The following is a 23,308-nucleotide window of genomic DNA, read 5'->3' as shown; positions in this document are numbered from 1 at the left end:
ACGCGCCTGCGCGACGCGCCGGTTTCCGGGCCTAGGCTCGTACTCATGGACAAGCGAGAGCGACCGGCCCGGATCGCCGACGTGCACGCCATCGCGCGCGGGATGCCGCACGTGACCAACGCGGCCGGTCCGCGCGGCAACGCCATCTACCAGGTTGGCGGAAAGTCGTTCGTGTTCTTCCGCACGCCGCGCCCGGATGCCGTGGATCCGCAGACCGGCGAACGCTACCCCGACGTCATCGTCTTCTGGGTGCCCTCGGAATCGGACAAGCAAGCACTCGTACAGGATCCGGACTCGCCGTTCTTCACCACACCGCACTTCGACGGACACCCCTCGGTGCTGGTGCGCGCGTGCCGACTGCACGAAATCACCCTCGGCGAACTCACCGAGATCATCCAGGACGGCTGGCTCGCCCAGGCATCCCGCAAGCGAGCCGCCGACTGGCTCGCCGCCCATCCGCTCCCGCCGAATGCGTGAGTAGCCGGATTGCCCCTGCGTACGAACGCATTTCGGATGGATGCCGGGATTTCCCGGCGCGGCAGGGGTATCAGAGGCCACAATGGGTCGCGGTGTTGCCGATATTTTGATCTGGCCGGGGCTGTCGAGTCTCGGTCGTCCGAGCGCATGAACGCACAGAGGGGCAGGGATCATGGCGGTCGCGGACACACATATCGAGGGGCGGACACGTCGGCCGGAACGGATGCGCGCGACGCTATTCGAGGCCCATCACTCCAGAACCGTCTAGCACGGCCACTGTCTCGCGTCGGCCCCGGCTACCCGGGCCGACCGACCGATCTCCCGGAAATCCGATCCGAAAAGCCGTGTCCGGCCGCGTAGTTCGCCTCCGAGCCGCGGAATCCGCGTAGTCCCATACGCAGGCGACGGGTTTCCTGGGCAGTTACGTTTCTGCACGCACCCAGCGGCACATTCCGGTGCGCCTCGACTTCAGTTGTGGAGACACCCATGCCTGACTTGATCATCCTCCGGCTCTTCCCTGCCGAGCCGATGGCCGCGAACGACTTCACCACCGTGCTGACCGGCCTGAAGATCACGGCCTACGATCTGACCTTCGCCGAGAGTGTCGAGGGAGTGGAGCTCGGTTCCGCCTCCGCCCTCGCCGACCCGCACCTGGGCAGCACCACGAACAATCATGTCGACATCGAGAGCACCCAGCTGCTCCAGCACTACATCGATGTCACCGATCCGTTCGGCGCCACCACTCGCGAGCTGGAAGCGGTGGCCACGGCGGTGATCGTGGTCGATGCGCCCGCGGGGCACACCGAGTACCCGACGCCCACCTCGTTCGATCTGCGGCTCGAACTCACCAAGGGCGGGCTCGGCATCTCCCACCGCAGGCTGCATTACAACGTCGACGTCACCACCCGGCCGAATCTTTCGAACAGCCAGAAGAAGTACTTCGACATGGAGGCCAGCGCGTACGTCACCCTGCCCGCCACCGGCGCCGGACTCGACCCGAACCTCGCTTTCGTCGACCTGCCCTCCGACGGGCAGCCGCCCTCGTTCGACCAGATGGTGCGCGCCATCGACACCGTGCTGGCCGACGACCCCGGCGGCGCGAACGCCACTCTGGTCGGCCGATCCCCGCTCACCCTCGCCGAGAGCCGCCAGATCGCCGCCGAGATCGTCTGGAACCGCACCGCCTACCCACCGCCGCAACCGGACGCGAGGCTCGGGCTCGATCCGTTCGGCGCGCTCTACACCGACCCGCCCGCCGAGGAGACACTCAGCGCCGATGACATCGAAAAGGCGCGCGCCCGTTTCGAAGCCGAACTCAACGGCTACTACGGCACCCACGAGGCCGAGGCGCTGCGGCTGGCGGGGTTCGTGTACTCCGCATCGGCCGCGGTCGCCCAGGAGGTACTCAGCATCAGGGCGACGCAGGCCCGCTTCGACTTCCCGTTGATCACCGACGCCGCTACTCCGACGACCAAACACGCCGCCGGTGTGGCGCTCGTCGAAAACGGCGGCCTCACACCGGCTTACGTGGTGCCCGCAGCGTACTTCTACGCGCTCGGCGCGCAGATGCCCGGGCAGGTCGGTCCGCCGCAGCGGTTCGACATGGCCCGGTTCGCGCTGGAACCGCAAGTGCTCTCGGCCTTCGAGACGGCGGTCGACGGCGGCGTGATCACCGCGCCCGCCGCGCCGTTGACGGTGACCGGTCCCGCGGTCGCGGCCACCCAGGCGGCGCGGCGGCTGCGTGCGCTGGGGGCGGCGGAGAACACACTGACCGAAGTGCCGCTGATCGCGCCGATCGAAGCGCTGGTGACCCGCTGGCTGGCCCACACCGGTCCGAGCACCTCCATCGACACCGATTTCTGGGCGTCCGAGGTGACAGTCAACCCGGGGCCGTACCTGGAACTGCTGCTGCAAGGCGTCACCGCGAATTCAGCCGCGCTGATCGCCGCGATCGAGGCGCCGCCGCTGAACGTCGCGTCCGTCGCCGATCTGGTCGCGGTGACCGATCAGCGGTGGCGAGACTTCTTCGCGGCGAATCCCGCACTGCTGCCCGATTTCACCGCGCCCGGCACGCCCGCGGAACGCACCGAGGCGTTCATCCGGCATCTGCGTACCTTCTTCGACGTCGAGGCCGACCCCGGCAGCGGTGCGCCACCCGAGGTCGGTGCGCCTGCGGAACTGACGCGCTCGCACGACGATGTGTTCGAGAACTTCGTGTCCACGTACCCGGTGTACTCCGGCGGCGTCGACTTCAGCTTCACGACCGCTCCCGATCCGACCGCTGTCGTCGCCACCGTCACCGAGGTGCTGCCGGACGACCCGGCCGCCCAGCAGTGGCTGTTGTTCGCGCTGAACGCCATTCGCGAGCTGTGGGTGGTGACCGACATCGACGCGGGCGAGCTGCGCTTCTCTCTGATCGAGGCGCTCTACGCGCGCGGCTTCACCGCGGCCGCGCAGATCGCCGCGCTCTCGCGGGCCGACTTCCGGTACGCGCTGTCGGGAACGGTCGCCTACGGCTACGCACTCGACATCTACGAGAAGGCCACCCCCGAACAACCCGAGCAACCATGGCCGCCGGGACCGTTCAACCCCGTGAATCCTGACGGCTCGCTGATCGACTGCGTTCCGCCCGAACATCTTTCGCCGCTCGGGCCGGTGGCCTACCTGCACGAGATGTTGCGGGTCTCGGGCGCCTCCAGCTGCGCCGACCCGGTGCCCTACGCCGAGGACACGCTCGGCGACCTGCTCGGCGAGCGTCGCGGTGAGCTCGGCGATCTGGCGGTGACGAAGGCAAACCTGGAGACCACGATCCCGGTCATCGACCTGGTCAACGAAAGCCTCGAGCACCTGGTCACCACGACGCCCGGCGCCACGGCGGGCGCCGTGTACGACACCGCGAACTACGAACTCGCGGGACACCGGCTCGCCGACGACGGCATCGTTGGCGGTCACCCGTTTGCCCACGATCCGCAGACCCTGTTCGCCACGGTGCCGGAGCACTCGTCGCCCGCGACGCCGGTCGCGGTCCCCGCCGCCTACGACGTGCTGCGCACCGACTTCACCCATCCCGACCTGCCCTACCCGCAGGCGCTGGATGTCAACCGCAGCTATCTGCAAGCGCTCGGCGCCAGCCGGTTCTCGGCCATGCGGCACTTCCGCGAGGACATCACCGAACTGGCGATCGACGCCGCGCACGAGCCGGATACGTTCCGCACCCACTACTGGCGTTTTCCGCTGCGGTTGCCGATCGCGCTGGAATACCTGCGAATCACGCCGGAAGAGTACGAGCTGCTCTACAGCCACGACATCGGTACCGAGCCGGCCGAGGGCCGATTGGTGCTGCACGAGGTCTACGGCTATCCGGAACCGGAGATCGAGGAGCGCAGCTGGACCGAATTCGTCCGGGTGGTACCGGAATTCCTGCGCCGCACCGGACTGGATTACTGCGAATTCCTCGACCTCTGGTACAGCGGCTACGTGCCGTTCTGGCGCGAGCAAGGGGGCGGCGAGACCGACGCCGGTCCCCGCGAAGGCGGTGGATTCCCGGACTGCCTGCCCTGCTGCCCGGACGATCTGGTGATCGATTTCGGTGAACAGGACATCGCGGACGCGCTGCGCCGCCTGGCCGTCTTCATCCGGTTGTGGCGGCGGCTGCGCGAACATCCCTGTGCCGCCGTGACTTTCACGCAGCTGGCCGATATCTGCACGGTGCTCGAATTGTTCCGTGACGACACGGTCAACCCGGAGTTCGCGCGGCAGCTGGCCGCGCTGTTCCTGCTGCGGGAATTCCTCTGCCTGCCGTGGGAGGACCCCGACGCGCCGGAACCGACCGCCGCGGCCCCCTCGCACCGCACCCACCTGCTCGCCCTGTGGATCGGCCCCGAGTCACCGCGCTGGGACTGGGCCGTGCGCACCCTCATCGAGCGGATCGACGCGACCGCCGAACGCCTGCGCCCCGAGCTCGCCGAGCAGCCTGAGCTCGCCAAACTGATGGCACGCAACCTCGACTCGCTGTCGCGGCTGGCCGGGTTCGACCCCGATACGGCGACCGATACCTGGCACCGGCAACCGACGGCCACGATCCGTTTCGCCGAGGTGCTGCTGAAGATCTACCTGTCCGAGTTCACCGTCGGCGAGGTGCTGTTCCTGTTTTCCGACGCGCACCTGCGTGGGGACGACCCGTTCCCGCTGCCCGCGGCGAACGAGGCGCACGACGATCCGCTCGCCCTGCCCGACGACGAGGACGCGCACGGTCTGTGGGCGCTGCGGCGCAAGCTGCTCGACGCCACCGCCGAGGACGCCGAGAGCTGGACCTGGGGCCGGATCACCGACGTGCTGGAACGCGAATTCGGTTATGCGCCTTCGGCGCCCGACGACGCGTGGCAGGCCGTGGGCGAACGCTTCTTCCCGTCGGTGCTGGAGCGCGAGGGCATCCTGGTGGCCGCCGACCGTCGCCGGTTCGGCACGCCGTTGGCCGCGGGCGACACCGCGCCCGCGATGTGGAACTCGCCGCCGGACGGGCCCTTCCATTACGACCTCGCGAGCCAGACCCTGTGGGCGCGACTGCCGCTCGACGACACCGCGGTCACCGAGCGGCTCAGCACCCTGCGGCCGCTGACCGAGGTCGAGCGGGCGGCTGTGCAGACGTTGTACTTCGCGCCGCGCGCGCTGCTCGCGCCGTTCGGCTTGCTGTTCGGCGAGTTCGAAGCGGCCCTCGACCGGTTGGTGCACGAGCCCGACGAACAGGAGCGCTTCGCCTTCGTCCAGCGGGAGTTCGCGCGCTTCTACCGCCGCACCGGGATCATCGCCGAACATCTCGCCGCGCACGTCCGTGTGGTGGCGCCGCAGCGCGATCCGGGGCTCGAGGCGCGCGACGTCAGCAGGCTGCTGCTGTCGCTGTGGGGCGACGAGAATGCGGGCGGCGCGTCGTGGGAGAACGACAGCGGCGCACCGCCCGAGGTGACGTGGCCGACCGGACCGACCGGCAGCTCCTTCGCCGCGCTGCTCGGACTCGTCGGCACCGGGCTGACCGGCGCGTTCTCGGTGGCCGGGCTCGACCCGGCCTGGCGCGAGATGAGCGGTCCGCTCACGGCGTTCGGTGCGGGCCGCAACGCGTGGAACGCGCCCGCGCCGACCGTCGTCCCCGAGATGGGGCTCACCCTGACGCCGCACCAGCTGCGCAAGGTGGCCGTCCGCAACGGCTTCGCCCTGCGCGACGTAGACGGCGAGCCGCTCTTCGGCGCACAGCCCTTCACGGTGACGTGGACCGGTGCGCTGCTCGTAGAGGCAGGCGGCCGCTACGAATTCGCCGCGGGCGATCCGACACCCGACGGCGTCGAACCCGACTGCGAATGCTGTGAGGATCACCGCTGGCGCGTCACCCTGCGGCGTGGGCAGCGGTCGTGGATCCTGTTGAACCGCGGCTGGTCCGGTGAGGACGCGCCGGATTGTCACTCGGCGCCGATCGAGTTGCGTCGCGGCACGTACCAGATCACCGTGGAGCTGCATCAGCCGCAGCCGACCTTCGACCGCGAAGAGGACGTGCGGCCACGGCACACCGGCTTCCAGGTGAAGTACACCGGTCCCGACACCGAAGACCGCCTCGTCGCGGTCCCGCATCGGCGGCTGTATCGCACGCACGTCGACGCGCCGCTGGACGACTGCGTCGACGTCGGGGATCCGGCGGCCGCCTACCTGCGCGCCCGCTACACCTCCAGCCTGCGCGACATCCGGCGCACCTACCAGCGAGCGTTCAAGGCGGCCCTGTTCGCGCACCGGCTGCGGCTGTCGGCGGCGACCCTGCCGAGAGAACCGCAGTCGGAGCTCGGCTACCTGCTCGACCACGCGGAAGGCTTTGCCGGGCAAAGTCATCCGCGGACCGGCGCGACGTCGTTCGGAACACACCGCGCGTGGTTCGATCCCGATCTGCTGCCCGTCGCCGACCCGTTCCGGCCACCCGCAGGCGACCAGCGGGCCGCACCGAGCGCCGCGCGTCAGGCCGCGCTGTTCGACTGGTGGGAGCGGCTCTACGACTACACCGCACTGCGCCGCGAGACCTGGGAGGCCAGGGAGAAGCCCGCGTGGCGCGTCTTCCACGAGGCCTCCGAGCGGCAGCCCGACGATCCGGCGCAGCTGGTGCGGCATCTCGGGGTCGACGTGCGGCACGCGTCGCTCGTGCTGACCTACGCCGACTATGTCGTCCAGGTGCCCGACTTGGAGAACGAGGCGTGGGCGATTCGCGCGTGGCGCGGCGAGATGTGGCTGGACCGGCTCGAACGCTGCTTCCGCGTGCTGCACATCGATGCGGCGCAACCGTACCGGTGGGCGGCGGATCGTCCCGAGGTCGGACCCGATGCCGGGAACGAGAACCTGACCCGGTTCGTCCGGGACGGGTCCTTCGAAAACGCCTCCTTCGACAACGCCGCGCCGCGCCGCTATCTCGACGTCCGGACGCTGAACGACGAGCTGCGTGTCCGGGCCAGAGACGCCCTGGTGGCCTGGCTGTGCGGCATGCGTCGGGTGCCGCTGCCGTTCGATCCCGGTCGGTACGCGACCCGCGCCACCGACCTCGGCGACCTGCTGCTCCAGGACGTGGCGACCGGGACGTGCGCGCGCGTCAGCCGGATCGAGGACGCGATCGGCAGCGCGCAGGCGTTCGTGCAGCGCGCCCGGCTCGGGCTGGAACCGGGGTTCCCGGTCTCTGCCGCGTTCGCCCAGCTGTGGGAGGCCCGCTACGAGACCTTCCGCACCTGGCAGCGCTGCGCCGAGCGGGATGTATACCGGGAGAACTGGATCGAATGGGACGAGCTCGAAAAGGCACGCCGAGTCGAGGCTTTCGCCTTCCTGGAGGACCGCCTTCGCCGCAGCCGACTGACCATCGCGGTGCCGGGCGGGCTGGAGTGGTGGCCCGATCGGCGACCGCAGGAACACCCCGGGCTGACGGTGTTGCAGGACGCCGAACCGTCGGTGATCCAGGCGCTGGTGCCGGGGCCGGTCCCGGAGGGCATGGATCTGCTCGGGACGCCGCGGGCCGACGCCCAGGCGTCCTGGCTCGCGCCGCTGCAGCGCATCCGCAACACCGACGACGACGGTGACGACGGCGAGCCAGGCAACGGCGACAACGAGGACGGCGACGGCAACGGCGACGTCCACGTGGAGGTGCACGCGGCGACCGCCGGGGAACTGGCGTCCGCCGACCGCGACCGCCTGCCGCTGTGGATTCGGACGGCCGCCCGCATGGGCGCCCGCTTCGTCCGGGTCGCCGCCGCGGGCATGCCACCGGCCGCCGCCGGATTCACGCCGTGCGACGGCGACCCCGATGCCTGCTGCGGTTGCGGCGGCGAGCACGAGCCGCAGGTGGACGAGTACTACTTCTGGCTCGAACACGGGCTGGTGTACGAACCGACAGCGCAATCCGCCGATACCGGGCGAGATACGACCGACGAGATCTCGGACTGGCACCGCCCGGACAAGCTGCCCGCGCTGCTGCACTGGCCCGCCGTGCCGGTGGTCCATCTGTGCTGGTCGCGCAAGCGAGGCGGACGATTCGAACCGCAGCGGTGGTCGGGCCGACCGGTCCGGGTCCAGTCGGCGGCACAGGCACAGCTCGAATTCACCGGCCGCACACTGGATTCACTGCGCTTCGCGATTGTCGGCGGCCTGCGCCCCACCGGCTACGACGCCGATCCGACGCCGCCCGGCTTCCGCTACGACCTCGCCACCGATACCGCCACGACCCTGCCGCTCATCGCGGCGCCGCCCGCACCGCAGCTCTCCATCGGCGGCCTGGACGCCTACCCGTTCTTCGCCTACGTCTGCCCCGGCGCGCCGCTGGAACCGCTGTCGCTGTTCTCGGTCGCGCTGACCGTCGGCGCGGCACTGCGCAGCCATTGCCGGTACGAGGCCGCGTTGAAGTGGTACGAGCTGGTGCAGCGCCCCGGCGTCACCGACAACGCGTGGACCGAGTGCCGCCGCATCCCGCCGCCGACGGACGACGAGCCGGACGACGACGGCGACGTCGTCGTGACCGGAACGATCGATCCCGAGGGAACGGATACCGACCGCCGCCCGCGCGCCGACGAGGTCTGCTGTTCCACCACCGCCGTCGACGCGCGGCGGGCGCGCGAACGTGCGCTGCTGCTGCGCTATCTCGAGACGATGCTCGACTGGGCCGACACGCTGCTGTGCCGGAGCACGCCGGAGTCGATGCGGCGCGCCGACGTGGTGCTGATGCAGATCGACCGGATCCTGGGCGCCCGCCCGCAGACGGTGCCGGGTGACGACGAGTGGTACGAGCGCACGGTGTCGTCGTTCGTGCCCAGGGAAGCGCCGCTCAACCCGCGGTTGATGGCGCTCTACCAACGCACCGGCGACCGGCTGGCGCTGCTGCGGCACTGCCAGGACGGACGCCGCCTGCCCACCGGGCGAGCCGGACTCGACCGGCCGTTCTTCGGCGCGGACCCGCGGCGCGACGGCTGGCACGACGGTGGCTGCCCATGCGGCGGCGACGGCTGCGGATCCTGTTGCGACGCCTACCGTTTCACCGTCCTGGTACGGCAGGCGCGGGAACTGGCCGGTGAGGTCCGCGCGCTCGGGGCGCAATTGCTGAGCGCCTACGAGAAGGGCGACGCCGAATACCTGGCGGCGCTGCGCTCGGCGCAGGAACGTCAACTGCTCGAGCTCAGCGTGCAGCAGCGCCAGAACCAGTGGCGCGACGCCGATTGGCAGGTCCAGGCGCTCGGCAAGACCAAGGAAGGCGCACAGGCGCGGCTGCGCTACCACCAGAATCTGATCGCCAACGGCCTGAACGCGGGCGAGATCGGCTACGAATCGCTCACCGGGGTGTCCCTCGGCTCCCGCATCGCGGGCAATGTGCTCGAGGCGATCGCGCAGGGCATCGGGATGACGCCGGACTTCTGGATCGGCGTCGCCGGTATCGCGGGCTCGCCGTTGCAGTTCAACCAGATCCCGATCGGCAACAAGCTCGCCGCGGGCTTCTCGACCGCGGCGCGGATCATGAACGCGCTGAGCGAGAACGCCACCAGCGGAGCCAATCTCAGCAACCAAGAAGGCGTCTGGGACCGCAGGCTCGCCGAGTGGCGGCACCAGGTCGACACCATCACCATCGAGCTCGAGCAGATCGAGCGGCAGATCCTGGGCGCCGAACGCCGCCGCGACGTGGCGCTGTCGGAACTGAGCAACCACCAGCGGCAACTCGAGCACGTCGAGCGCGTGCAAGACTTCCTGCGCGACAAATTCACCAACTGGGAGCTGTACCTGTATCTCCAGCAGGAGACCGCGGCGCAGTACTACCGGATGTACGGGCTGGCTCGCAGCGCGGCCCGCAAGGCCGAGCGAGCGTTCAACTACGAGCGGGGCTACACCAATCGGACCTTCCTCGGTGTCGACGATTTCGACAACCTGCGCGAGGGCCTGCTGGCGGGTGAACGGCTGCACGTGGCCGTAGCGCGGATGGACAAGGCCTATCTGGACGAGAACTGCCGGGAATACGAACTCACCAAACATATTTCGCTTCGCCTGTGCTTCCCGCTCGCCTTCCTTCAGCTTCAGGCCACCGGCAGCGCCGAGATCGAGATACCGGAATGGATGTTCGACCTCGACTATCCGGGCCACTACATGCGCCGGATCAAGAACGTCTCGGTGACCATCCCGTGCGTCGTCGGCCCGTACACCGGGGTGAACTGCCGATTGACGCTGCTGAGCAGCTGGACGCGGGTCGATCCGCGACTGATCGACCCGCCCGCCGCCTGCTGCCACGAGCCGGTCCGCCTCGGATGCTGCTGTGCGGCACCACCGAACGGCTATTCGGCCGCGGCGAACGACAGCCGGATGGTGCGCTCGTACACCGCCACCGAGGCGATCGCGACCTCCTCCGGCCAGAACGATTCCGGCATGTTCGAGCTGAACTTCCGCGACGAGCGGTACCTGCCGTTCGAGTTCGCCGGTGCGATCAGCCGCTGGCGCATCGAATTGCCCCCGGAGACCAACGCTTTCGACTTCGCCGCGGCGCTGAGCGATCTCGTGCTGCATGTCAACTTCACCGCATGGGAGGGCGGGGCGGTGTTGCGCACCGCGGCGCTGGACGCGGCCAGGTGCAGGCTGCCCGGTGACGGTCAGCGCTTGTTCGACGTCCGCCGCGACCTGGCCGACGCCTGGTCCGGCCTGCGCGTGCCGCGCGAGCAGGGCGGGCCGTGGAACCGGCGGCTCGAGCTGCGGTTGTCCGGGGCCATGTTCCCGTTCGTGCCGCTGCGCGAGGTGCGGTGGGTGGACTCGATCCAGTTGTTCGTCGAGGCGCCGTGCGCGGAACCGGGCGCCTCCTTCGTCGTCCGGTTCCGCCCGGCGCGCTACGACCGGTGCGCCTGCGAGTGGATCGACGTGCACTGTGTGGCGAGCAGCGAGTTCCCCGGACTGTTCTGGGGCGTAGTCGAATTGGACGGCACCCGGCTGGGTCCGCTCGACGACGACCGCGCCGAGCCGTTGGGTGTCTTCGAGTTCCCGGACTCAGTGGGCGAGATCTGCGAGACGTACCTGGTCCTCGGCTACTGCGCGGAGCAGGCGCGGTCCTGCGGTGGTGACAGACGGTGCGGTTGCCGCGACATCGAGTGCTGCTGCGGGGTGAACTGATGGACGCCACAGCGACCGGCCGCACCGCGCGTGACGACCGGCTGGATTCGCGAAACGACGAAGGAACGCCCTCCTCGGATGGCTGGTCCGGCGGCGGCGCGGAGGCTCGTCCGCCCGCGATCTCGCTGCCGAAAGGCGGCGGAGCCATCCGGGGGATCGGTGAGACCTTCACCGTCAACGCCGCGACGGGAACGGCCTCGGCGAGTATTCCGTTGGACATGAGCCCCGGGCGGCGGGGTTTCGGTCCCGCGTTGACGCTGAGCTACGACTCCGGAATCGGGAACGGCCCGTTCGGGTTGGGATGGCGGCTGAGCTTGCCGTCGATCACCCTCAGAACGGACCGGGGGATGCCCCGATACCAGAACGGTGTGTCCGAACCGGACCGCTGCTCAGGCCCGGACATCGCGGCCGACACCTACATCCTGTCCGGCGCGGAAGATCTCGTGCCACGACTCGAGCGGCGCGAGGGGGAGTGGCGGCGGGTCCACCGCCGTAATGTCGAGTCGGGGCGGGAATTCTCCGTGTACGAATACCGTCCGCGCGTGGAGGGGTTGTTCGCGCGCATCGAGCGGTGGGTGGACGCCGAGACGGGGCAATCGCATTGGCGATCCATCGACCGGGAGAATGTGACAACCGTCTATGGGAGGGACGCCGACAGTCGAATCGCCGACCCCCGCGACCCGGCGAAAGTGTTCAGCTGGCTGATCTGCGAGAGCTACAACGACGTCGGCGACGTCATTCGCTACGAGTACAAGGCCGAGGACGCCTACGGCGTGGATCTCGCCGCCGCCCACGAACGCAATCGAGACGCCGCCGATCGGTCGGCGCAGCGGTACCTCAAACGCATCCGCTACGGCAATCGAACCTCGCGCCTGGTGCGTCCGGAACCGGCTGCGACTGACTGGTTGTTCGAGGTCGTGCTGGATTACGGCGACCACGATCCGGCCGAGCCGACCTCCGCCGAACACCGGCCGTGGACATGTCGCCTGGACCCTTTCTCCAGCTACCGCGCCGGATTCGAAGTGCGCACCTATCGGCTGTGCCAACGCGTGCTGATGTTCCATCACATCGACGAGCCCGGCGTCGGCGCAGACTGTCTGGTGTCGGCGATCGAGTTGACCTATCGAGGTGATGCGAGCCGGGGCGAATCCGTGGTATCGGTCATCGATTCGGTGTGCCGCAGAGGTTTTCGGCGAGCAGCGGACGGCGGCTATGTGTCGCGGGCGCTGCCGCCGGTGCAATTCACCTACAGCGAAGCACACGTCGACGCCCGCCTCCGCACACTCGACGCGGAGAGCGCGGCCAACCTGCCGATCGGGCTGGCCGGTTCCCACTACCGATGGGTCGACCTCGACGGCGAAGGCTTGTCGGGCATCCTGACCGAGCAGGCGCACGCCTGGTATTACAAACCCAATCGCGGCGACGGCCGGTTCGGTCCGCTGCGCACAGTGTCGCGTCCGGCCGGTGCCGCGCTGGGCAACGGCCGTCAGCAGTTTCTGGATCTGGACGGGGACGGAAACCTCGAGCTGGTCGAGTTCTTCGGCGAGACTTCGGGTTTCAGCGAACGATCGAACGGCGGTTGGGCGGCGTTCCACCCCTTTGATCGCCGGCCGAACATCGACTGGGCCGATCCCAACCTGCGCATGGTCGACCTCACCGGCGACGGCCATGCCGATGTGCTGATCACCGACGACCGAGTGCTCAGCTGGCATGCCGCGTTGGGGACGGCGGGATACGATGTCGCGCAACGGGTCACGACGGCCAGGGACGAGGAGCGCGGACCCCGGGTCGTATTCGACGACAGCACCCAGTCGATCCAGCTGGCGGACATGTCCGGCGACGGGCTGTCCGATCTGGTGCGCATTCGCAACGGCGAGATCTGTTACTGGCCGAACCTGGGCTACGGACGGTTCGGCGCGAAAGTGTCGATGGACAACGCACCCTGGTTCGACAAGCCCGACGCCTTCGACCCCGGACGCATCCGGTTGGCCGACGTCGACGGCTCCGGCGTCATCGACGTCGTCTATCTGCACGCCGACAGCACCCGTCTCTACCTCAATCGCAGCGGCAACAGGTGGAGCAACGCACACGATCTCGGCGTCGCGTTCCCGCGGACGGACAGCAAGGTGGCGGTGAGCGTCGTCGACCTGCTCGGGAACGGCACAGCCTGCCTGGTCTGGTCCTCGCCGCTGCCGAGCGAATCGGGACGGCAGCTGCGTTACCTGGACCTGATGGGCGGGCGGAAACCGCATCTGCTGGTGGACATGCGCAACAACCTCGGGGCGCGCACCCGCGTGAGCTACGCACCGTCGACCCGATTCGCCGTCGCCGACGCCGAAGCCGGTCGTCCGTGGGCGACGCGGCTACCGTTCCCGGTGCAGGTGGTGCATCAGGTGGAGACCGTGGATGCCGTGGGCCGCAACCGTTTCCGCACCCGGTACGCCTACCACCACGGTTTCTTCGACGGCGTCGAGCGGGAGTTCCGCGGCTTCGGCATGGTCGAACAGTTCGACACCGAAGACCTCGCCGCGCTGGGAGACGGTGCGTCATCGGCCGACTCGCAGAACTGCGACGAGCGGACGGTCGTCGCGCCCGTGGTGACGAAGACGTGGTTCCACACCGGCGCGATGCTCGACGATCGCGGTATCTCGCGTCAGTTCGCGGACGAATACCATCCGGATGACCACCCGTTGGCAGACTCCACCCTGTCCGGCGATCTCACAGTGGACGAGGCGCGGCAAGCGGTTCGCGCGTTGCGTGGCAAGCCGGTGCGGCACGAGGTGTACGCGCACGACGGCAGTGCCGCACAGGGGCTTCCGTACCAGGTGACCGAGCACAACTACACGGTCACCATGCTGCAACCGGCGCAGGCCGAACCCGACGCCGCCGGGTTGCGCAACGCGGTCTTCCTTGTGTCGCCGCGCGAGACGCTGACGGCCCACCACGAGCGGCGGTCCGACCCGCGCGTCTCGCACGAGGTGGTCCTCGCCGTCGACGAGTTCGGGAACATCCTGCGGTCCGCGGCGATCGGCTACGGCCGACTCCGCCCGGACCCCGACCTCGCGCTGACGGATTCCGACCGTGCACAACAGCGACGGCGCCACCTCGTGTACACCGAGCACGACTACACCAACAGCGTCGAACTCGTTGATGCGCACCGCGTTCCGCTTCGTGCCGAGGCCCGTGTCTTCGAGGTGCTCGGACTGTCGCCCGCCGCACGCCTTTTCGAGTTCGCCGAGCTGCGCGCCGGGCTCGATGGCATCGAAATCACGGTGCCCTACGAGGTCGATCTCGATCCCGACGCACCGCGGGTTCCCACTCGCCGCCTCGTCGAGCAGACCCGCGCCGTGTTCCGCCGCGACGATCTTTCCGGGCCGCTGCCCGTGGGTGTTGTCGAGTCGATGGCCCTGCCGTTCGAGAGCTACCGCAAGGCGTTCACGCCGGGTCTGCTGGACGCCGTGTACGGCGACCGAGTCGATCCGACCATCCTCGGCGAGGCGGGTTATCGCCGGATCGAGGACGCCTGGTGGATCCCCTCGGGACGGGTCTTCTACTCGCCGGACAAGACCTCGGCCGCAGCCGAGCTGGCCTTTGCCCGCGCGCATTTCTTTCTCCCGCACCGATTCCGCGATCCGTTCGGCGCGGACACGACAGTCGGCTACGACGGCTACGACCTGCTGGTCACCGGCACTCGCGACCCGCTGGGCAACCAGATCACGGTCGGCGAACGCGATGCGGCCGACCGCGTACTCGGCAACGGCAACGACTATCGAGTCCTCGCGCCACGTCTGATCACCGACAGCAACCGCAATCGCCGCGCGGCCGCCTTCGACGCGCTCGGGCGGTTGGCAGGCACAGCGGTGATGGGCAAACGCGAGGAGAGCCTCGGTGATTCGCTGTCCGGTTTCGACCCCGACCCGGATCCCCGCGATGTGCAGGACTACTTCGACGACCCGCTCGCCGATCCCGCGCGGCTCCTGGGCTCGGCGACCAGCCGCATCCTCTACGACGAACTGGCACACTGGCGCACTAGAGATCACGCCCGGCCGCTGCCGACCGCGACAGCGACGCTGACCAGGGAAACGCACAGCGACGAAATCGCCGACGGCGACACATCGCGCATCCAGCATCACCTGTCCTACTCCGACGGGTTCGGTCGCGTTGTCCAGCAGAAAGCGCAAGCCGAGCCGGGACTGATCGAAGACGCCGCGGTGCGTGCCCGATGGGTCGGCAGCGGCTGGACGATCTTCAACAACAAGGGCAAACCGGTTCGCAGCTATGAGCCGTTCTTCACGGCGAGTCATCGTTTCGAATTCGCCACGATCGCCGGCGTCAGCTCGGTGCTGTTCTACGACCCGCTGGAGCGGATCGTCGCCGCTGTCCATCCCGATGGCAGCTACGCGAAGACCGTGTTCGACCCCTGGCGGCAGGACAGCTGGGACGGCAACGACACCGTGCTGCTCGATCCGGCCGACGATCCGGATATCGGTGGACTGGTCCGGCCCTACCTCGGCAGCCTGCCCGACCGGCGCACCTGGTATCAGCGGAGGATCGAAGGCGAGCTAGGACCCGAGCAGCGGCGTGCCGCCCGGCTCACCACCGAGCACGCGGCGACGCCGTTGCGCGCGTGGTTCGACACGCTGGGACGGACCTTTCTGTCGTTGGCGCACAATCGCTTCCGACGCGGTGGCGAATTGATCGACGAGCCATACGCCACCAGGACCGTCCGCGATATCGAGGGCAACGAGCGGGAAGTCCGGGACGCCGCCGATCGCATCGTCATGCGCTATGACTACGACATGCTCGGCCACCGGGTCGGCCACGCGGGCATGGACACCGGCGGCAGACTGACATTGTCCGACGCGCTGGACGGAACCGCCTACGAGTGGACGGCGCGCGGGTTTCGATTCCGCACCGAGTTCGATCGCCTCCGGCGGCCGGTGCGGACGTGGCTGCGGGAACCGGAGCGGACGGACGAATCGCTGTACCTGCGTATCGAATACGGGGAGGACCATCCCGACGCGGTTGCGCACAACCTGCGCGGTCAGGTGTTCCAGCGGTTCGACCAAGCGGGCGTGGACATCCACGGACAGTACGATTTCAAGGGCAATCTCGTGGACGTCGGCAGGCAATTCACGGTCGACGAGCGGGAGGTCGTCGACTGGAGCGCCGAGGTATCCGTAGAGGAGCACGTCTATCGCGGACATACCCGCTACGACGCGCTGGATCGACCGATCGCGGTCACCACTCCCGACGGCAGCGTGGTGTACACGGGCTACAACGAAGCCAATCTGCTGGAGCGGATCGAGGTCGCACTGCGCGGCGCTCAGGAGCGCACGACCTTCGTCGCCAACCTCGACTACAACGCCCGCGGCCAGCGCACCCTCGTGGACTACGGCAACGGCGCGAGCACCGGCTACGAATACGACACGGCCACCTTCCGGCTGACCCGCCTGACCACCCTGCGCGCCGACACCCGGCTACAGGATCTCGACTACACCTACGACCCGGCCGGGAACATCACCACGCTGCGCGACGACGCCCAGCAGACGGTCTTCTTCCGCAATCGCATGGTGGATCCTCGCGCGGACTACGTCTACGACGCGACCTATCGACTGATCGAAGCGAGCGGCCGCGAGCATACGGGGCAAGGCATCCCGGTCCCGCCGGATGCCGACGACGCGCCGCGGGTGGGCATCGACCATCCGGCCGACGGCACGGCCCTCGGCCGATACGTCCAGCGGTACTGGTACGACACCGTCGGCAATATGCTGCGCATGGCGCACCGGACCGACGATCCCGCCCGCGGTGGCTGGACCCGCGACTATCTCTACACCGAACCGAGCTTGCTCGAGCCCGATCGGGTGAGCAACCGGCTCTCGGCCACCAAGGCGCGCGATCAAGCGACCACACCGCAGCCGTTCCACTACGACGCGAACGGCAACATCACCGCGATGCCCGAGCTTGCGACGATGCGCTGGGATCCGCGCGATGACCTGTGTGAGACCGCCCGGCAGGTCGGCGGTGAAATCACCCACTACTCCTACGATTCGGCGGGGGCGCGGGTGCGCAAGGTCTCCCGGCACGCCGACGGGCGGCGCAAGTCCGAGCGAATCTACTGGGGCGGCTTCGAGATTCATCGGGAGTTCGGCGCCGGCGGCACGGTGACGCTGGCACGCGAAACCCTGCACATCGTCGACGACAACCAACGCGTCGCCGTCGTCGAAACCCGCACGGAGGGCACCGACGACGGACCGGCGCAACTCGTGCGCTATCAATTGGCGAACCTGCTCGGTTCCGCGGTGCTCGAACTCGACGACACCGCACAGGTCATCAGCTACGAGGAGTACTACCCGTACGGCAGCACCTCGTATCAAGCGGTGCGCGCGCAGACCGAGACGCCCAAACGCTATCGATTCACCGGCAAGGAACGCGACAGCGAATCCGGCCTCTACTACCACGGCGCGCGGTACTACGCCCCCTGGCTCGGCCGCTGGACGAGTCCCGATCCCGCCGGTGTGGTCGACGGGCCGAATCTCTATGTCTACGTTCGCGACAACCCCATCAAGCTGACCGATCCGACCGGCCACCTGAGCCTTGGCCAATGGGTGGGGATCGCCACCGCCGTCGTGGTCGGCACGGTCGTCACCGTCGCCACGGCGGGACTGGCGGGTCCGGTGGTGGGGACCGCGGCCGCGGCCGTCATCGGCGGCATCGTCGGCGGCGCGGCGGGCAGCGGTTTGGGTGAAGCGCTCGAAGCGCATATCGACAATCGCGAATCGCACGTGCTGCGCTCCGCGGTCATCGGCGGCGCGATCGGCGGCGTCTTCGCCGGTGCGGGAGCCGCGGTCGGTGCGATCGCGAAAACGGCCGCGGCGCAGGGAGTCGCCTCCCGAGTCGCGTCCTCGGCGACCGCGCAAGTCGTGCGATCGGCGGCCGCGCGAATCGGCCAATCCGCGGCGGGACAGGCGGCGCGCCGTGCCGGTACGAAGGTAGCCGAGTCGACCGTCGGCCGGGCAACAGCGGGAGCGGCCTCGCGCGCGGGTGGCGCCTTGCGCACGGTGCACGAAGCAGGCGAACGCGCGGGCTCCAAGATCGCGGGTCGGTTGGAGGGCACCGCGATGCAGAGAATCCTGCCCACTCCCGTAGTGCCCGGCGTACGGCAGGGGCAGGGGGCTGGGGTCGCCCAGGACTTCAAGCAGAGCTTCGGTCAGCGTCCCGAAGCCATCGACGTGGTCGGCAGCCGTGCCGAGGCCCAAGCGACCGGAACGTGGCCGGAGGGATCCGGGCCGACCACGAGCGATGTCGACGTCGTGGTGACGACCTCGATCCCCGATCTCGACAAGGCTTCTGGACAGGGCTTCGAATTCTTCAAGAACATCAATCCGGGGAAGGTGCCGCCTGGCGTCAAAGGGATCGGTCCCGGACCCGACCAAGCGTTCATCGGAACCAGTCCGGGCACCATTCCCAAGGGTGGGACACTCGATCCGTTCTTCCGTCCCGACGGTCCCGACCTGAGTCTCGGGCCTGCCTATCGGATCTGGCCGACGCCGATCACACCAGCGACGGGTGCCGCCGGTGCGGGTGCAACCTTCTTCGGCGGTGAACCGGACAAGTCGGTAGTGGCGCCGGGGGTGACAGTTCGCTTCTGACAGCGCTTTCCGGGCCGGAGCCGACCGGCGGGCACACCGTGCGTGACGGCATCGCGTGCGGATTACTTGTTGAGGAAGATGCCCGCCACGTCGGCGTTCTTGATCGGCGTCTCGGCATTGCGCTGGGTCGCGCAGAGCAGGTCGACGGAGATGATGGTGGCGTCGACGACGGTGCCCGCGGGCTCGCGGTCGTCCCCGGTCTGCTGCTTGACGAACTTCGTGATCGTCATGCGCTTGGTGTCGGGATCCTGGGTGACGTACTCGTTGCACGGTGTGTCGCCGCCCTTGTTGAGGGCCCGTTCGATATCGGTGCAGCCCGCCAGCAGCAGCGCGGCGGCCGCCATGCCGAGGCCGGTCCGTAGCACGGTGGCGTTCATCTGCTCCTCCTGGTCACCTGGTCGAGCGGATGGGCCGCCGCGATCGTATCGAGGGTAAGGGTGCGGGCATCGGGGTGGGCCACGCGGCCCAGTGTGACGGTGCGGCGATGTAGGGGACTACTGCATCAGGATGCGGAGGGCTTCCTGGGCGGGGGAACCCTCCTCTGCGGTGTGCACGACCAAAGCGAGGTCGGGATGGCCGGGCAGTTGGAGTGTCTCGTAGATCAATTCGAGCTCGCCGATCAGCGGATGCCGGTATCGGTGGCTGCCGTGCTCCGGAGCCTTGATGTCGTGCTCGACCCAGATCTGGCGGAACTCGTGGCTGGCTGCCGACAGCTTCTCGATCAGGGCTTGGGCGGCCGGGGAAACCGCTGGGCGCGCCGCATCCACCCGGAGGAAGGCCACCACGTCGCGGGCCCGCGCCCACCAGTCGATGTATCCGGTACTCGCCGTTGGGTTGACGGAGACTGAACCTGAGCCGCGGCGCGCTCGACGAATGTATCGATCAGAGCCTTGGCTTGATCACCGCGCTCTTCCCGCTGTTCGGGACTATTCGCGCGCGAGATCGACCTGCATACCTGAATGGCTTCGCTGCCGAGCTCTCGCAATCGCGTGTCGTTCGTCGGCAAGCCGATGCGAAGGAGCGTACTTCGGGCCACGGTTCGCTTCGAATGAGCAGTCTGTTCGGCCGATCGAGTAGCTCCGTCATCGCCCTCCTGGAGGCGAAACCATCGGTCGTTCTCCGCGCTTCGATACTCGACCGCAGCGTCCGCAAAGGCGTTGTATGCGTTGAGCCGATCCTGCCTGAGCTGCTCTGAGAACCCTTGCGAGGCCGCCCGGTCGGCGGTCGCCGATGCGCACCGAGCAAATGCCGCATTCTGTGAACCGCTTCAGAATGTTCATGCCGCGAAGTTCGGGAGCCCCGTGTCAGTGGGCTTCTCTACGCTGCCGTGCATGACCCGTTCCCGAACCAGACCGCACCACACTCCTGACGGCCCTTTCGCCCTCGAGCTGGTCGGCACCGACCCTGCTGAGATGAACGCCCCCTCGCTATTTGGGGCCTCGCGGCCCGGCGATGGTGGGCTCTCGCCGGTTGGGATGGTGTGAGAAGTGTTCAGGCTCGATGGCGAGGTAGGTGTCTCCTACAGCCAGATCTATGTCGAGAGTGCCCTTGGGGGCTACGGCCCGCGCATGCACGAGGCGTTCGCCGGACAGAACTCAGGACTGTGCGGCGCCGCGGTACCCGGCGCACTTTTCCTGCACACCGGGTTGCACACCGGCGACGTCGGCTTCACCGTCGAAGTGCGCGGCCAGGCTCCTCCGCTGGATCCGGCATGGGAAGACGTCGTGGAGGTCTCCTTCTACCCGCTCTCGGATCGAAGCTTCCTGGTGCAGTGGGCAGGCGAGGACTCCTGGGAACTGGACTTGAAAGAAGGGCTCGACTACCGGGTGCGGTACTGCGCGCAGGGCATGGACCAGGCACGGGAGAAGGACGTCAGGCTCGACGATGAGCCACTACAGGACCGTTACCTCCTACAGTTCTGGCCCGCCCCGCCCGAACCGGACCGCATAGTGCGCCAGACCTCGCAGGACGCGGCCTACTCCCATGACTGGGCCCGCCGGCAACCCGATGCCGAGTTCCGCGTGCGGGCCATCATGGCCCAACGACGGGCACACCTCACCCCTGACGGCGCCGAATCGTTTCGCGACGCCGAATCTCCAAACGGGACCGCGGATATGGCGGTCATCTCCCGCGAGGCCGATCTCCAGTCTGTCCGCGAGCAGTTGACATCGCTGAGCTCCTATCCCACAGCGCTGCCCTGGGATTGGGCCGCCACCTTCGTCGTGCCAGCCGACGATCGCGTCGGTTACATCGAAGCGTTCCTCGAACAGATCGGTGAGCACGCCTTCGCCCTCGGTACTGTCCTGGCGTCGCTGGAATCCGGGCAAAACTACTACCTGGCCTTCGTGACACCGACCGAGTTCGAACAGCTCTCGCGGCTTCTCACCGCACACGGGATGAGCGCTGAAAGCGTGCGGTATGGCCGCTGGACGCCGCAGGTGAGCCCGGAAGACAGCGCCGCGAGCAGCGCGATCAGAGCCTGGGCCATAGCCAACGGCCACAAGGTCAGTGCAGCCCCCGGAGCGGCGATCACGGCGTCGCTCGAGAGCCCCGAGGCACCCGAGGAGGCCGGACCGGACCGGCTCACCTGACGCGTCGGATCGGCACCCGAAATCCCCGCCCGCTATCCCGTCCCCAGGGCGGGAGTGGGTGGTCGCGTTCCGCGCCTGGGCCACAGCGCAACCGCACACGGTAGAAGCCGGCCAGGGACAGCTCGACCCATCCTGAAATCGGCATTTGCATGCGTTCGGCAGGCCGCGGTCCGATCTGCTCGGCTCGACCCGTAAGCGGCGCGCAGATAGCCGGCTAATCGGAGATGATCAGCACCTTTTGGCGGCGGAACACGTGGACTGCTGACTTTCTGATGTCTTCAGCTCTGCAATGATCCTGTGTAACAACCTGTTCCGAGGCGCGAATATGCATTCATGAGTCGTACGACAACGCGATCGATCAGCGTCGCAACGATGGCACTCGGTGCCGCACTGCTGCTTGCCGGATGTGGTCCCGCCTCGAATGACAGCACGTCCGCGCCGAGCACCCCGAACAACACGGTCACCTCGGCCAATGCAGTCACCGCGACCACAGCGGCGCCGACATCGGTTCCAGCCCCGGCGACGACCGTCGCGTCCGAGTCCACGACGGCGGCGCCGGGCACGGACACGGATCGGCCCGCCGGCAGCTGGAACCCTTGTGACACTCCCGATTCCGCGCTCGCGAGTGCGGGCTTGAACGTCGCCAGCGAGCAACCGATCTCGAATCCCGGTTTCCCCACCGAGAAGTCCTGCAAATGGAAGACCGCCGACAACGCGCTCGAGTTCTACGTCACGGCCTATGGCATGCCGGTAGGTGAGCTGCGCCAGACCGGTAAGTACGTCGACTTCAGTTCGGTCACGGTGGCCGGCCGTAAATCTCAGCAATTCCGTGCGGCGCAAGACACTCACAAGCTCGGGTGCTACATCGCGGTACCGGCGTCTTTCGGTGGTGACATTTTGCTCTTGGCGTCACGAATCTGGAACCCTCAGGGCGGCACCGACGGATTCAACTCCTGCGACGATGCCCAGCGCATCGCTAACTCCCTGGTCAACCACATACCCTGACGCACTGACGCTCGGGTGCAATGGTCCTGCTCATCTTTGCCCGAAGCCTATTCTCGGACACACCGACCCACGCCCCTGTCAGTGCCAGTTCTGCTGCGTGAACCCAGGGATCAAAGGGCCGATTCGACCGCTCATCGGCATTTCAGGATGCCTATACCGACTTGGTGATGGCAATGTGGTTGAAGACCGTTCTGGGGACCTCCGTCCGCGCTGGACTCGGTGTCCAGGTTCCGCGGACCGGTGGTAGCTGTTCCACCACTGCCTAGCCGATCAACCACGATCCCCGCTCTCGTCGCGCCGAATCATGGGGCTGTGGCAGGGGAGAGACGACATTGCGTCTCCGTCTCAATATGCGGGCATTTGAGGAGTGTGTAACCGATATCTCACCCCGGCAAGATGTGCGCACTACGTACTCCATGTCGCCTGAGCAGCACGAAGAACAGCTCAGAATTCCTCTCTCAGTTCCACCACCAACCGGGTCGGCCGATTCAGTCAGCGCCCAGGAGGCATTTCGAGTCAGGTGCTGGCACACGATCGCCTCCAATGCCCACCGCAGGCCGCGGCGCGAGAGTTTGGCCCGCGGCTCGGCCGCGCGCCTGGTGTCCTGGCGCCACACGTGTCCGCACCCGGAGCATCGGTAGCGGCGGACCGTGACGAGCAGCGTCGTGGGTCGCCACGCCAGCGGCTCGTGCGCCAGCTGCCGGGTCACGCTGTCGCGTGGTGATCCCTCGCAACCGCATCGGCGACACCACTGGTCGGGGTCGACGACCCGGCAGGCCAGCACCGCGCGATCGGTGTCGAGTCGCTGCCCGACGACCTGCAAGCCGAGTTCGTCGACGCGGCAGAACGTGGTCAGGTCGGGGCAGGCGAAGCAGGTAGCGTCCGTCAGACAAGGTCGAGTCTTCCGGATCGGCGGCGTGTGAACCTCGATCGTCGGAA

Annotated in this window: 7 protein-coding genes and 1 pseudogene; 5 read left to right on the top strand and 3 right to left on the bottom strand. The window is 68.1% G+C overall.

The features are described 5' to 3' along the window. Nucleotides 1-45 precede the first annotated feature (45 nt). The 3 genes from ACRWNM_RS22635 (at nucleotide 46) to ACRWNM_RS22625 (ending at nucleotide 18,773) form a co-directional block, all read left to right on the top strand. Nucleotides 46-477, top strand: a complete 432-nt coding sequence (locus ACRWNM_RS22635; protein ID WP_431970064.1) for an MmcQ/YjbR family DNA-binding protein — start codon at nucleotides 46-48, stop codon at nucleotides 475-477. Nucleotides 478-963: 486 nt separating this feature from the next. Beyond that, nucleotides 964-11,121: a neuraminidase-like domain-containing protein gene (locus tag ACRWNM_RS22630; protein ID WP_431970063.1), complete on the top strand. Its 10,158-nt coding sequence runs from the start codon at nucleotides 964-966 to the stop codon at nucleotides 11,119-11,121. After that, entirely contained in the window at nucleotides 11,121-18,773 is a 7,653-nt protein-coding gene (locus ACRWNM_RS22625; protein WP_431970062.1) for a SpvB/TcaC N-terminal domain-containing protein, read from the top strand. Before ACRWNM_RS22630 ends, ACRWNM_RS22625 begins: the two co-directional genes overlap by 1 nt. A 62-nt stretch (nucleotides 18,774-18,835) precedes the next feature. Here ACRWNM_RS22625 and ACRWNM_RS22620 read toward each other — a convergent pair whose 3' ends face one another. Then, a complete protein-coding gene (locus tag ACRWNM_RS22620; protein WP_431970061.1) occupies nucleotides 18,836-19,150 on the bottom strand; it encodes a hypothetical protein in 315 nt (104 codons plus the stop codon). 117 nt (nucleotides 19,151-19,267) lie between these two features. Beyond that, a complete protein-coding gene (locus tag ACRWNM_RS22615) occupies nucleotides 19,268-19,648 on the bottom strand; it encodes a hypothetical protein (protein WP_431970219.1) in 381 nt (126 codons plus the stop codon). 612 nt (nucleotides 19,649-20,260) lie between these two features. Here ACRWNM_RS22615 and ACRWNM_RS22610 point away from each other — a divergent pair. Together ACRWNM_RS22610 and ACRWNM_RS22605 are read left to right on the top strand one after the other, a co-directional pair. Further along, nucleotides 20,261-21,364: a hypothetical protein gene (locus tag ACRWNM_RS22610; RefSeq protein ID WP_431970060.1), complete on the top strand. Its 1,104-nt coding sequence runs from the start codon at nucleotides 20,261-20,263 to the stop codon at nucleotides 21,362-21,364. A gap of 372 nt (nucleotides 21,365-21,736) precedes the next feature. Next, the gene (locus ACRWNM_RS22605) at nucleotides 21,737-22,369 is read left to right on the top strand and encodes a DUF3558 domain-containing protein (protein WP_431970059.1); all 633 of its coding nucleotides are present in this window, start codon (nucleotides 21,737-21,739) and stop codon (nucleotides 22,367-22,369) included. 514 nt (nucleotides 22,370-22,883) lie between these two features. On the opposite strand, the pseudogene ACRWNM_RS22600 reads toward ACRWNM_RS22605, so the two are convergent. After that, nucleotides 22,884-23,258 (bottom strand): annotated as a pseudogene (locus tag ACRWNM_RS22600) (ISL3 family transposase); the annotation flags it as partial. Nucleotides 23,259-23,308 lie beyond the last annotated feature (50 nt).

Source organism: Nocardia sp. bgisy134 (genome assembly GCF_965341865.1).
Classification (GTDB): Bacteria; Actinomycetota; Actinomycetes; order Mycobacteriales; family Mycobacteriaceae; genus Nocardia.
This window is presented reverse-complemented; position numbering and strand designations above follow the sequence as displayed.

Coding starts and splice junctions, on each gene's coding strand:
- ACRWNM_RS22630 (WP_431970063.1), top strand. CDS start 964: ATGCCTGACTTGATCATCCTCCGGCTCTTCCCTGCCGAGCCGATGGCC.
- ACRWNM_RS22605 (WP_431970059.1), top strand. CDS start 21,737: ATGGCACTCGGTGCCGCACTGCTGCTTGCCGGATGTGGTCCCGCCTCG.
- ACRWNM_RS22635 (WP_431970064.1), top strand. CDS start 46: ATGGACAAGCGAGAGCGACCGGCCCGGATCGCCGACGTGCACGCCATC.
- ACRWNM_RS22620 (WP_431970061.1), bottom strand. CDS start 19,150: ATGAACGCCACCGTGCTACGGACCGGCCTCGGCATGGCGGCCGCCGCG.
- ACRWNM_RS22625 (WP_431970062.1), top strand. CDS start 11,121: ATGGACGCCACAGCGACCGGCCGCACCGCGCGTGACGACCGGCTGGAT.